At 55.8% G+C, this 12,747-nt stretch carries 10 protein-coding genes; 4 read left to right on the top strand and 6 right to left on the bottom strand.

The annotated features are described in order from the left end of the window. Positions 1-29: 29 nt before the first annotated feature. Positions 30-1,238, bottom strand: a complete 1,209-nt coding sequence (locus WD071_RS09775) for an aspartate aminotransferase family protein (protein WP_368048186.1) — start codon at positions 1,236-1,238, stop codon at positions 30-32. A 473-nt stretch (positions 1,239-1,711) separates the two neighbouring features. Between WD071_RS09775 and WD071_RS09770 the strand changes: the two genes are divergently transcribed. Further along, positions 1,712-3,259, top strand: a complete 1,548-nt coding sequence (locus WD071_RS09770) for an energy transducer TonB (RefSeq protein WP_368048185.1) — start codon at positions 1,712-1,714, stop codon at positions 3,257-3,259. 81 nt (positions 3,260-3,340) lie between these two features. Here the strand turns inward: WD071_RS09770 and WD071_RS09765 are convergent, their stop codons facing one another. From WD071_RS09765 to WD071_RS09755, 3 genes are all read right to left on the bottom strand, one after another. Further along, the gene (locus WD071_RS09765; protein ID WP_368048184.1) at positions 3,341-4,552 is read right to left on the bottom strand and encodes a CaiB/BaiF CoA transferase family protein; all 1,212 of its coding nucleotides are present in this window, start codon (positions 4,550-4,552) and stop codon (positions 3,341-3,343) included. After that, positions 4,549-5,115: a chorismate lyase gene (locus WD071_RS09760; RefSeq protein ID WP_368048183.1), complete on the bottom strand. Its 567-nt coding sequence runs from the start codon at positions 5,113-5,115 to the stop codon at positions 4,549-4,551. Before WD071_RS09760 ends, WD071_RS09765 begins: the two co-directional genes overlap by 4 nt. A 79-nt stretch (positions 5,116-5,194) precedes the next feature. Then, a complete protein-coding gene (locus WD071_RS09755; protein ID WP_368048182.1) occupies positions 5,195-6,238 on the bottom strand; it encodes an OmpA family protein in 1,044 nt (347 codons plus the stop codon). Positions 6,239-6,499: 261 nt separating this feature from the next. Between WD071_RS09755 and phoB the strand changes: the two genes are divergently transcribed. Together phoB and phoR are read left to right on the top strand one after the other, a co-directional pair. After that, on the top strand, positions 6,500-7,213 hold the full coding sequence (gene phoB, locus WD071_RS09750) for a phosphate regulon transcriptional regulator PhoB (RefSeq protein ID WP_368048181.1): 714 nt from the start codon (positions 6,500-6,502) through the stop codon (positions 7,211-7,213). Positions 7,214-7,291: 78 nt separating this feature from the next. Then, a complete protein-coding gene (gene phoR / locus WD071_RS09745) occupies positions 7,292-8,644 on the top strand; it encodes a phosphate regulon sensor histidine kinase PhoR (RefSeq protein WP_368048180.1) in 1,353 nt (450 codons plus the stop codon). 6 nt (positions 8,645-8,650) lie between these two features. Here phoR and phoU read toward each other — a convergent pair whose 3' ends face one another. Then, positions 8,651-9,379: a phosphate signaling complex protein PhoU gene (gene phoU, locus WD071_RS09740; RefSeq protein WP_368048179.1), complete on the bottom strand. Its 729-nt coding sequence runs from the start codon at positions 9,377-9,379 to the stop codon at positions 8,651-8,653. Between the two features lie 211 nt (positions 9,380-9,590). On the opposite strand from phoU, the gene ppk1 reads away from it, so the two are divergent. Beyond that, entirely contained in the window at positions 9,591-11,756 is a 2,166-nt protein-coding gene (ppk1, locus tag WD071_RS09735) for a polyphosphate kinase 1 (RefSeq protein WP_368048178.1), read from the top strand. Here the strand turns inward: ppk1 and WD071_RS09730 are convergent. Then, entirely contained in the window at positions 11,716-12,672 is a 957-nt protein-coding gene (locus tag WD071_RS09730) for a hypothetical protein (protein WP_368048177.1), read from the bottom strand. The two genes, ppk1 and WD071_RS09730, sit on opposite strands and share 41 nt — an antisense overlap. Between the last annotated feature and the right edge of the window lie 75 nt (positions 12,673-12,747).

The following is a 12,747-nucleotide window of genomic DNA, read 5'->3' as shown; positions in this document are numbered from 1 at the left end:
GCAGTCTGCCTAACAACCAGTGATATACCTCATGCACAGCGCGCCTGACCGGCGCACTGCTGTCGCAATTCGACCAGCGCCGCCCGTATTCCGGACAGGCCCAGCTGCCATTCCCCGGCCGTCAACAGCAGGCTGGGCAGCAATCGCACAACCGCATTCCGGGTCGGCGTCACAATGACACCCTGTCGCTGACAGGCATCAGTCAAGGGCCAGACCCAGGCATCCTCGTGCAAGGCGAGAGCTACCATGAAACCACGACCCCGCACCTCGCAGATGAGGTCCGGAAAAGCGCGCTGCAGCTCCCTCAGGTCCTGCAGCATTACCTGCCCGAGAGCTTTCACATGGTTGTCAACACGCTGCTCCCGCAGGCAACCAACAACCGCCGCCGATACGGCACACATAAGCGGGTTGCCGCAATAGGTACCACCGTGATCACCCAGCTGCACAGCGTCGGCCAGTTCCTGCGTCATGGCAAACGCCGCAAACGGCAAGCCACCGGCAATGCCTTTGCCCATGGTCATGATATCGGGTGTGACGCCGCTTTCGCTGATGGCAAAAAAGTCCCCGGTACGACAGAATCCGGTCTGCACTTCATCAATGATCAACAATGCCCCGTGTGAGCGACATTGCTGTTTCAGGGTTTGCAGGACATCGTGCGGGACCGCCTTGACACCCCCTTCGCCCTGAACCGGTTCAATGATAACGGCGGCAGTATCGCCATCGATTTCGGCGCCAAATTCGTCAATACTCACAAAATCATTGCCCGGTACATTCGGTAAAAAGCGCGCACTGTTGCCTGAGCTACCAGATACCGACAGCGTTGCCAGTGTCCTGCCATGAAATGAATTGTGTATCGCGAGCACCCGTTGCCTGCCGGTGATCTTTCTGGCGAATTTCAGGGCGGCATCGTTGGCCTCCGCGCCGCTGTTGGCGAAATAGATGCGATCCAGCCCGTCAGGCAGCACCTGCTGCAATTCAACAAGCAGGCGCGCGCGAGCAGGCGAGTAGGTAAACCCCGAATTCGGGTTTTGTATAATGCAGGCAGCCTGGTTTGCCAACGCCGACAGTATGACCGGATGCGCATGGCCCAGACTTGTCACCCCCCAGCCAGCGGTCAGGTCCAGCAAGCGGTTGCCGCGATCGTCCCATACAAACGCGCCCTCGCCTCGCTCTATAACCAAAGGCTGACGCCTGCATACTGTCAGCCCCAGTGAATCCTCTATTTGCATTACGTCCATAATCTCCTCGCTCATCACATCATGTCAGTCAACGACAGGGTTAAAAATCAGGCAAAAAAAAACCTCTGTGGCCGTCGGCGCACAGAGGTTTTTGATTGGTTTGTTAACTGTTACTTTATTTCAGTCGATCAGTCCCTTCCCCATCACACTCTGTCGCGCAGGCGCAGCAAAGCGCCGCCGCACGCGCACGGCGTGCAGCTGCCGCAAATGCGGGCAGTGCCAGAGCAAACAGTCGATCGGATGAAAAAGTCATAAATTTACATGCAACATTTGGTTGATAGCGCAATCTAATTAAATCCCCATGTTTAGTCAAGCACTCGTCGACAAGACCTGTGTCGTCGACGCAATCACTTTTCTGGGGCGATATTTTGTATATACTCAGGAAACACCCGCATTGGCGATGACAAAGACAAACAAAGGCAGCAACATGCCAAGCATCATCGCCCAGGCAATAATCAGTGGGGAGGGGAATTATGTCGTCAACACACGCACGGGATGACGCACGCCTGGCTGTAAGCAAGACCATATGCGCATGCTGTCTGGCCCTCGGCATGTGGTTTTCTGCCGGGGCTGCCGCATCTGTCGACTCACCGGCAGCCTCAGACAGGACGCAGAACGACAGCCTGCCTCCCGGTTCATCACTGGCAGCGCAGGTTGAGCACCTCAATATTCTTCGCGAGCGGGTAGCCCTGCTGCAAAGCGTGCAGGGCCAATACGACCCCGGCGTTCTGAACGCGCTGAACGGTCTGAGCGAAGCACTGATTTCCGTTGGCGAACTGAGAGAAGCCAACGAGGTCGTCGAACAGCAAATTCAGATTCTGCGCGTCAATGACGGCCTGTACACAGACGGCCAGATAGCACTGGTGCATCGCCAGCTCTCCATCATGGCGGCACAACAGAACTGGCTGGGCATGCAGGATCGCCTGACCTATCTGTCGTGGCTGCTGGAGCGCTCCAACACTCTTTCTGATAGCGAAAAAATAAATAATATCAAAGTCATGCGCGACTGGACCCGCCTTCTGCTGAGCCGCGGACCGCGCCAGCACGAGGCCGCTTATCTGTTCCAGCTACGAGACATTGAGGAGTCAGCCCTGGCACTGGCGCGCGAAACAGCAGCTGAACCAGCTGTCATGCAGACCATGATCTATGATCATGCACTGGCGGAGCTGAACATTGCCCTGGGGATAGTGGACAGTTCCAATACCAGCAGACAGCTGATTAATCGCACGCAAGGCCTGCAAACCAGCAATTTACGCCCGACTGAGCGTCTGAACAGCATCCAGGATATTGAAGCGGCTTATGGTGCGCGCACCAGCACGGTTGTCGAACGGTCACATCGTTCCGCCATGATGCGACACTACGTGCTGATCAAGGAACTGGCGTCTGTGTCGACGCCGCCAAACGAAGAGGCGGAAGAATTGTCCAGCACCGATCCGGAGGCTGCCGCCATGGTGCAATTGTACCTGGGCGACTCGGTGTTGCTGCGTCAGCAATACGAGTTGCGCATTGGCGCAATCGCCGGACCCGATCGGGGACAAAACACAACCGGCTCTGCCAGCAGTTATTACGCACGTGCCTGGGAACTTTTTTTGCAGGCAGGGCATTCCCTGGACGACCTGAATGCATTTTTTTCCTGTCCGGTGCCACTGCCAATGCCGTCTTTTTCAGCCCGCCTGGACGTCAGGCAACCGGTCTGTGACCAGGCGACCATCAATCAGGTAGAGATGCCCGCAATGGCAATAGTCCACAATGGCATTCCCGGTTTGCGTTATGAGGCTTTGCCGGGTAATTCACTTATGAGCGAGGCAGCGGGTATCAGCGCCACCCTGCACTTCAGCATCGGTGTCAACGGACAGACAGATCGGACACGGGTCATCGCAGCCGAACCCGACAGCACTGCCGCCCGCATACGTGGTCGGGACGGCCTGCAAGGACTGCAATTTCGACCCGCCCTGCTCGATGGCAAAGCAGTCCGCACCGACAATGTGACAATGACTGTTTACAGCCTTGAGCCTGGGTAACAGCCTTGAGTCTGGGTAACAGCCTTGAGTCTGGGTAACAGCCTTGAGCCTGGGTAACAGACGCAAACGAACCCCAGACCCTCAGCTACGCTTGTCCGGCACGATGCCGCTGGCCACCAGTTGATCAAAGGCGTCTCCGACGATGCCCATTTCTGCCAGGATTTCCCGGTTGTGCTCACCAAACTTCGGTGGCAATCGGTCGAGCCGCCCGGGGGTTCGCGAAAACTTGATAGGTATGCCGGTCATTTTGTACCAATCCTTTGACAGGTTCATGTCCCGGTGAACAGTATGGGGATGCTCCACCACCTGAGCAGTGTTGTATATCGGCCCGGCCGGCAACCCGGCAGACAACAAGCGCTGGCAAAGCTCATCGCCATCAATTTTCATCAATCGCGATTCAATTTCTGCCTTTAGACTCTCCCGGTTCCTGACACGGTCAGCGTTGCTGGCAAAACGGGCATTATCCGCAAGCGCCCGCGCCCCGATTTCATCACACAGTTTACCGAATGCACGATTATTGCCGGCGCCGATAAAAATATCGACGGTGCGGGTTCTGAAGGTTTCATAAGGGCTGATATTGGGGTGCGCGTTACCAGTGGCGACAGGAATCTGCCCCGACATATTGTAGTTCACTACGTGAGGGTGCATCAGGGACACTGCACAGTCGTACAGTGTCATGTCTATGTATTGCCCCTGCCCTGAGCGCTGGCGCTCATACAGCGCCATCAGTATTGCGATGGCACTGTACAGCCCCGTTCCCATATCAACCATGGCAACACCCAGCCGCGTTGGTTTACTGTCTGCTTCGCCATTGACGCTGAACCACCCAGCCATCGCCTGAACGATCGCGTCATAGCCGGGAAAACCACCCAGCGGGCCATCAGCACCAAAACCACTGATGCGACAGTGAATCAACCGCGGGAAGCGTTCTTTCAGAACGTCCTCGTAGCCCAGCCCCCACTTCTCCATGGTACCGGGTTTATAATTCTCCAACAGCACGTCTGCATCCTCAAGAAGACGCAGCAGCAGTTTCCTGCCTTCCTCCTGGCGCAGATCAAGTGCCATGGCCCGTTTGTTGCGATTGACACCAATAAAATAGGCGGCATCGCCCTCGTGGAACGGAGGCCCCCAGTCCCGCACCTCATCGCCTTGCGGTGGTTCAATCTTTACGATTTCCGCGCCATGATCACCGAGTACCTGGGTGCAGTAGGGCCCGCCCAGAACTCGCGTCAGGTCAACGATACGCAACCCGCCAAGTGTTCCTGCAACAGCCGTCCTTTCTTTTTTACTCATGGTCTGAGTCCTGTCGTATTAAACGCATTTTGTTGATTCTGAATTTGCCTGATAAGTTCGGGCAGGAAAAATTCTGCCACCAGCAGGGATTTACCCTCAAGATGGAAAACCGAGCGCCGCCCCCAGCACTCATCCATGCGGACCAACTCGGGCTCATCCCGGCGCAAATGCGGGTGACGGAACAGAAAGCCTCCCAGAGGGCGGTCGCGCAACCACAGCAGTTGACGCAATGAGCCTTGCACACTGCTGATCGGAATCAGCGAGTGCGCGGCAACCCAGGGTTGATCATACCCGCACAAAAGCACCCGGCGCGACCACATCAATTGTGTCGCTTTGCGACTACCGAAGATTGGTAACGTATGCGGACTGCCGTAAATCCAGCCTTCGTCCAGGACCTGAACTTTGAAATGACCGTTACTCAACGTCTGCAATCGCTGCGTCAGAGACCCGGGGTCAAGCAGGCATTGGCGCCAGGTTTGCGATGGGCGTGGCCAGTGCTGCCCGACCCTGCGCCAGGTCACATCAGCATCGGCCCGATACCCGGAAAATTCTTTGTCAGTCATGCCATACCGCTCTGATAATAAAAAACTCCCTGCCATCCGGGGGACGACAGGGAGTTTTATTTACGGAACAAGCGTTACATCAATCGCGCAGCTGCGGGCGCTGCTCTGTTGAAGACAGAACGCTCTCCACGCGACGGTTGCGCTCGCGACCATCTGCCGTCGCATTATTGGCTACCGGCTGCGATTCACCATAACCTGACGAGGTGATACGCGCGGCACTGATACCAAAGCGGTCAATCAGCACCTGACGCACCGCTGCGGCACGGCGCGCGGACAAGTCCTGGTTGTACTCTTCGGCACCAATGTTGTCCGTGTGTCCACCCAGTGCAGCAACCGTATCGTCATGTTCTTCCATGAAGTCGGCCACTCGACGTATTTCATCAAAATACGCCGCCGGTACTTCGGCGCTGTCGAAGGCAAACTCAACGTTCAGCTCGATGCGTGCGACTTCTTCAATCATGATTGGACATCCACGATCGTCCACGGCATAGGTGCGTGGCGTATCGGGACAGGCATCACGGCTGTCGGGCACACCATCACCGTCCGAATCCACAACGGCAGGCGGTGTTGCAGGCGCTGGCGTCGGGCCTACCGGGGCAGCCGCACGGGACTCGCCCAGGTGGAATACCAGACCGGTGTCTATGCCAAAGTCATAGGTACCGTCATCAAACCCGTAGAATGTGCGGGCCGAGGTGCGCCACTCAACACGATCATTAAAACGATAGGTCAGACCGGCACCGGCATTCAGCGTTGTGTCATCGTCAGAATAAAAGTGGGTGTGACCCAAGCCGGTAACAAAATACGGTGACAGCACGCCAACACTGTTGTCGAGCTTGTAAACCGCATCGAGGCGGATGCTGCGCAGTCGCTCCATGCCGGCGAGCGTGTTCATCTTGATATTGGCGTGATTCAATTCCAGCGCCAGGTTGTCGCTCAACCCGTAACCCAGACCAACTGTGTAGCCAAACTCGTCATCGGACTGACGCGCACTGTCAAAATCCATCCACTGAACACCGGGCGCTATATAAAACCGGTCCTCATCTGCAACGGCCGACTGCGCTGACATGCCAAGCGCTCCAAGCGCAATGGCAAGACTTAAAACTTTGACTGACTTAATGTCCATGGTCTCTCCTTAACTTCTGATTTACTGCAGCTAGCGTAACCTGCATTGTGGGTAGGGTTGCAACCTTGTGGGTTTTGCGAAACGCAGTATACATCAGGCATGGTCCGCATTGACACAAGACTCTAGATTAGAGTCAGGTAAATACGCACAAATCGTTGCTTTGGCTCAATGCGGGCAGTGTTTTGCTTGCAAAATGTCATGAAAATGTAATATTTCACTGATTTAATACGCTACAGCATCAACGGCGAAGGTAGCAATAGTATGACGACTGAACAGACCATCCTGATTGTCGATGACGAAGCAGCCATTCGTGACATGATCGGAATCGCACTGGACACTGCCGGATTTTCCAGCATGACAGCGGAAACAGCGCTCGAAGCGCACGTCAATATTGTGGATCGCCGCCCCGATCTTGTCTTGCTCGACTGGATGTTACCGGGTGGCAGTGGCATCGAACTGGCACGGCGACTGAAGCGCGAAGAACTGACGGCGGATATCCCGATAATCATGCTCACCGCAAAAACCAGCGAAGACAACAAAGTGCAGGGGCTGGATGTCGGTGTGGACGACTACGTCACCAAACCTTTTTCGCCCCGGGAACTTGTCGCCAGAATCAAGGCGGTATTGCGACGCAGCACAGGCAACCTGAGAGACAAGCCCATCCGTGTGTTCGACCTCGAACTCGACCCGGCCAGCCATCGTGTCACGCTTGACGATCACGCGGTAGATATGGGCCCGACAGAGTACCGATTGCTGAATTTTTTTATGACGCATCCGGAGAAGGTATTTTCGCGAGATCACATCCAGGATCAGGTCTGGGGCGCCAACGTCTACCTTGAAGAACGCACTGTCGATGTGCATATAGGCCGACTGCGCAAAGCCCTGACATCCGCCTCGGGACCGGGCATAAACTACGCGGGCCTGATCCAGACTGTGCGCGGGGCCGGCTACCGGTTTTCTACCAGAGCCGATTGAACCCGGACCAAACGCACTGGTACGACGTGCCTGTTTTGGTTATAGTCGCGCCAGTCTCAACCTGGAAAGGCCTGACCTTTGTTATCTGACTGGCACTCCGCTATAAAACGACTGTCACTGATCTTTGTGGCATTGCTGCTGATTGGCTGGCTGACCAATGCGCCAGCTCTGGTAGTGCTGGTCGGCACCGTAGTCTACCTGATCTACCATCTGCGCCAGCTCCGGCGCCTGTACAACTGGCTGCGCGATAACCAGCTGTCCGAACCCAGCCCGCCGCCGGAAGGCAGAGGCATCTGGGGCTTTGTTTTTGACGGTATCTACCTGCTGCAACGACGCGAACGCGATGCGCTGACACATTTGCGCAGCATCATCGACAAGGCGCAGGAGTCAACCGGCGCGCTGGAGATGGCGGTTGTCATGATCAGCAGCAAAAACGGCCTGGAGTGGTGGAATCCGGCAGCATCGCGCCTGCTGGGATTCCAGAGCCCGAAGGATCGCAATCAACCGGTCACCAACCTTATCCGCGAACCCCAATTCATCGACTACTACAACAAAGCGCACTTTAACAGCCCGCTGAAGCTTGGCTCACCCGTCAATCCGTCACTGATGCTTGAATTTCAGATCACCAGTTTCGGTGACGGTGAGCGACTGATGCTGGTGCGGGATATCTCCCAGCTGCACCGCCTGGAAATGATGCGGAAAGATTTTGTCGGGAATGTCTCGCACGAGTTGCGCACCCCCATCACGGTCATTACCGGCTACCTGGAGACCATGCTGGATGATCGCCAGAACATCCCGCCGCGCTGGGGCAGACCGCTGGAGCAGATGTACCAGCAATCCCAGCGCATGGAAAATATCATCAGGGACCTGTTGACCCTGTCACAACTGGAGACCCGCTCGGCATCCAAACAGTTATCTGCCGTGCAATTGCAGTCCCTGTTACGCGAAATCAAGCAGGACGCCGAACAGGTATCGCATGACAAGAATCAGGTTTTCTCGCTGGACTGTGATCCGGACATCTACATTCGGGGCAACATCAATGAGCTTTACAGCGCCATTTCCAATCTGGCCATCAATGCAGCCAAATATACCCAGGCGGAAGGCAGTATCGAATTGTCGGCCAGCAGATCGGTCGAGGGTCTTCGCATCACGGTGTCCGACAATGGACCCGGTATCGAATCCCACCATATCCCCCGACTGACAGAGCGCTTTTACCGGGTTGATGAAAGCCGCTCTACCGATACCGGCGGCACCGGGCTTGGGCTGGCCATTGTGAAACACGTTCTGGCCCGGCACGGCGGTCGTCTGGAAATCACCAGCACGGTAGGAAAAGGCAGCCAGTTCAGTTGTCTGTTACCGGCAGATCGCGTGCTGACCGCCGCACAGGCGGCAGCGCGCACAGGTGAAAAAGAGGTTTCCGGGCGGGCTTGAAACGAATTATCTGAGCTCGGACTTTACCTGCTCTTCCATACCCGACAGACCGACATGCCGGACATCCGTACCCATCACCATGTACACAACATGCTCGGCAATGTTCTTGGCGTGATCACCGACACGCTCCAGCGAACGCAGAGCCCATATGACATTCAGGACACGGGTAATGCTGCGCGGATCTTCAATCATGAACGTGATCATCTCGCGCATGGCAGTGCCGTACTCAAGATCGACGCTGACATCTTCTCTGGCAACCGCCAGCGCCGCTTCGGCGTCATACCGGGCAAACGCGTCCAGTGCCATATTGACCATGTGGCGCACACGCTCACCGATGTGACGGATTTCAACGTAGCCTTTTGATGAATCACCCTGATCCGCCAGCTCAATGGCCAGGCGGGCAATCTTCGCCGCCTCGTCGCCGATACGCTCAAGGTCATTGGTTGCCTTGATGATACCCAGCACCAGACGCAGGTCGCTTGCAGCCGGCTGCCGACGGGCCAGAATGCGATTACAGGCCTCGTCTATGTTCAGCTCCATATCATTTACCGCATCGTCGTTGGCACGAACGGTACGACCCAGTTCACTGTCAGCCGAGATCAGCGCTGCCAGGGCATCGCCCAGCTGCCTTTCGACCAGACCCCCCATCTCCAGCATGCTGCTCTTGATCTCTTCGAGCTCCAGATTGAACTGCTGCGAAATGTGGTGACCGTGAACACCTGCATCTGTTTTCATAACAAAGGATTCCTTGCGGGCTTGTTGCGGAGCATTCTCTCCGGCACCCGTACACTACAGATAAAATATGACAATAATATGACAAAGCGGCATGGTATCGGCACCTGCATCTGCGCGATACACAGCCTTCAAAAAACTGTCACATTGAATTCCATGTAATCGACATCCAGCTGATATAGAATACCCGATCGCGTCTTCAAAGGTAAGAGCTATGAGCAGCAGTCAGTCATCTGTGGTCAAACTTACAGATGCTAATTCAAGCGAAGAAGTCAGCCGCTGCCCGGCCGTATCTGCCGATATCGACCTGGGCGACAGTCAGTATTATCTGAACCGCGAACTCAGTTACATGCAGTTCAATTTGCGCGTACTGGAGCAGGCCAGGAATCAGCAGCACCCGTTACTGGAACGACTCATGTTCCTGCTGATATTCAGCTCCAATCTTGATGAATTCTACGAAATCCGGGTCTCCGGACTCAAGAAACAACTGGGTTTTGGCCGCCAGCGTCCGGGCGCGGATGGCCAGTATCCCCAGGAAGTCCTGAGCCAGCTGCACCAACAAGTGAGACTTGCCCTGCAGGAGCAGTACCGGATCCTGAATGAAGAGCTGCTGCCGGCGATGGCGGAGCAAAATATTCGTTTCCTCTACCGTCACGAATGGAATGACAATCTGGTTGCCTGGACCCAGGATTATTTTCGCAATGAAGTCCTGCCGGTCATCAGTCCGCTGGGACTGGATCCGGCTCACCCGTTCCCGCGCCTGGTCAACAAAAGCCTGAACTTCATTCTGTCACTGGAAGGCAAGGATGCGTTTGGTCGTGACAGCGGACTTGCGATTGTACCGGCCCCCAGAGCACTGCCGCGACTGATCAAGATACCGACCCATATCATGCCTGACGGGGACAACTTCATTTTCCTGTCATCCGTCATTCACGCCCATGTCGAGGAATTTTTCCCCGGCATGAAAGTGAAAGAGTGTCATCAGTTCCGGGTAACGCGGAATTCCGACCTGGAGATGAGCAATGTCGAGGTCGAAGATGTTGCCAGCGCCCTGCAGGGCGAACTTCACCTGCGCCGGTTCGGCGCCGCCGCCAAACTGGAAGTAGGTGCCGGGTGCCCCGCAGAGCTGACTGACTTTTTGCTTGAGCGCTTCAATCTCACCGAAGAGGAACTGTTCCGCCTGAACGGCCCGGTAAACCTGCAACGCCTGATGGCGCTGACCACCATGGTGAACCGGCCGGAACTGCGTTTTCCGCCTTTCTCGCCGGGAACGCCACCAGCGCTGGAAGAAGGCAACTGCATATTCACCGCCGTCACACGCGAAGACCAGTTGTTGCTGCACCCGTTCCAGTCCTTCATCCCGATTATTGACTGGGCAAGACAGGCTGCCAAAGACCCCGGGGTCATCTCGATCAAACAGACACTGTACCGCACCAACGAATCCTCGGAGCTGGTTGAAGCGCTGGCCGAAGCGGCGAGAAACGGCAAAGAAGTGACCGTTGTCATAGAGCTGCGCGCGCGCTTTGACGAGGAAGAGAACATCCAGTTTGCCAGCATCCTGCAGGAAGCCGGGGCAGTGGTCGTATACGGCGTCATGGGCTACAAGACGCATGCAAAAATGCTATTGATTGTGCGCCGCGAGAACGGCCGCCTGAAACGTTATGCACACATGGGTACCGGTAACTACCATCGCAAAAACTCGCTGCTGTATACCGACTACAGCCTGATGACCTGCGACGAGGTAGTCTGCACTGATATACACAAAGTGTTTCAGCAGATCACGGGCATGGGGAAAAAAATATCGCCGGAGGTCATACTGCATGCACCGTTCCGGTTGATGAAAGGTCTCGTGCAGCTGATACAGCAGGAGAAACAGGTCGCTCTGGAAGGCAAACCGGCCAGAATTATCGCCAAGATAAATTCATTGACCGACCCGACCATTATCCGTGAGCTTTACTGCGCTTCCCAATCCGGCGTAAAAATTGATCTGATCGTGCGCGGCATCTGCTGTTTAAAACCTGGTGTACCCGGGGTATCCGACAATATTCGCGTGGTTTCAGTGATCGGTCGTTTCCTGGAACATTCCCGGGTTTATTATTTCGCCAACAGCTCAACACCCATGTATTGCTCCAGCGCCGACTGGATGGAACGAAATCTGCAACAGCGTATCGAAATTGCATTTCCGATTCTGAAGAAAAAAGGCGCTAACCGGATTCTGGAAGAACTGGAAATGTACCTGGCAGACCGGCAACAAAGCTGGACGTTGCAGGCGGACGGAAGCTACCTGAAACTGGAAGCCGATGCGAATGATCCGGCGGAGGGTGTGCAGGCCTTGCTGCTCAGTGCGCTTGCAACGCATGCAACGGCGACTCGCCTGTAGCGGATGCTTGCGCCAGGTAGTGCAACATGCCTTCGCGCAATGCAGACGGACTGAAATTCAGATCTGTTACCTGACACGCGGTCATGAATCCGTTCAGCACCGCCCAGCCCGGCAGAATCAACTCCCGCCGACCATTCTTGAGCCCGGGCAGGGAAAACCCGGGTTCCAGCACTGAACGCATGATAGCCGGCTTCAGTGACTGCAAGGTCTCCAGTTTAACACCGGTTGCCTGCCGCTTGCCCGGGCCACTCTGAGCGCACACCGAGCTTAACATTTTTGCCGTCCCCGACGACGCATACACTTCACGCCAGGGCGTCTCCGCCAATTTGCCGGCAATACCGGAAAATACCTCTGCCGCAGCGGTCACCGCATTGTCCATGGCCTGCGACAACGCCGGTTCAGTGCGCGGAGGATCACGAAACCAGATGTCCCGCCAACTGATGCAGCCAATCGCCATACTGTGCGACTGCAGGCAACGCTGCCCGCTTCCGACCACCAGCTCCGTGCTGCCGCCACCAATATCGATGACCAGGCGAGGGGTCTCATCGTCGGGCAGAGCAGAGATGACACCAGCATAGACCAATGCCGCTTCCTGCAGCCCGGGCACCACATCAATCAGGAAACCCTTTTCGCTGGCTTTGTGCAAAAACAGATCGGCGTTGCCCGCCGTGCGCAGGGCATTTGTCCCCACAGCCCAGCAGCGTTCAATCGGATAACGCGCCAGAGCCTGGCGAAACGTATCCAGGCAAGCCATGCCCCGCGCGAATGCGCGCTCACTGATGACCCCGCTTTCAGCCAAGCCTTCGCCCAGCTGAACCTTCTCACTGAAACGTTCAACGATATCGTAGCTACCCTCGTGCCAACGGGCGATCAGAAGGTGGAAACTGTTGGAACCTAGATCTATACAGGCGTACATGCGTTCGTCACAAAAACTCGAATGCACGGATTAGAACACGGATAAGCGCTGTACCTCCACCCTGAATTCGAAAGC

Source organism: Pseudohongiella sp. (genome assembly GCF_040877505.1).
In the GTDB taxonomy this organism is placed as follows: Bacteria; Pseudomonadota; Gammaproteobacteria; order Pseudomonadales; family Pseudohongiellaceae; genus Pseudohongiella.
This window is presented reverse-complemented; position numbering and strand designations above follow the sequence as displayed.

Excerpts from the sequence above, each read along its gene's own strand:
- WD071_RS09775 (WP_368048186.1), bottom strand. The coding sequence starts at position 1,238 with ATGGACGTAATGCAAATAGAGGATTCACTGGGGCTGACAGTATGCAGG.
- phoU (WP_368048179.1), bottom strand. The coding sequence starts at position 9,379 with ATGAAAACAGATGCAGGTGTTCACGGTCACCACATTTCGCAGCAGTTC.
- WD071_RS09755 (WP_368048182.1), bottom strand. The coding sequence starts at position 6,238 with ATGGACATTAAGTCAGTCAAAGTTTTAAGTCTTGCCATTGCGCTTGGA.
- WD071_RS09760 (WP_368048183.1), bottom strand. The coding sequence starts at position 5,115 with ATGACTGACAAAGAATTTTCCGGGTATCGGGCCGATGCTGATGTGACC.
- WD071_RS09730 (WP_368048177.1), bottom strand. The coding sequence starts at position 12,672 with ATGTACGCCTGTATAGATCTAGGTTCCAACAGTTTCCACCTTCTGATC.
- WD071_RS09765 (WP_368048184.1), bottom strand. The coding sequence starts at position 4,552 with ATGAGTAAAAAAGAAAGGACGGCTGTTGCAGGAACACTTGGCGGGTTG.
- phoB (WP_368048181.1), top strand. The coding sequence starts at position 6,500 with ATGACGACTGAACAGACCATCCTGATTGTCGATGACGAAGCAGCCATT.
- WD071_RS09770 (WP_368048185.1), top strand. The coding sequence starts at position 1,712 with ATGTCGTCAACACACGCACGGGATGACGCACGCCTGGCTGTAAGCAAG.
- ppk1 (WP_368048178.1), top strand. The coding sequence starts at position 9,591 with ATGAGCAGCAGTCAGTCATCTGTGGTCAAACTTACAGATGCTAATTCA.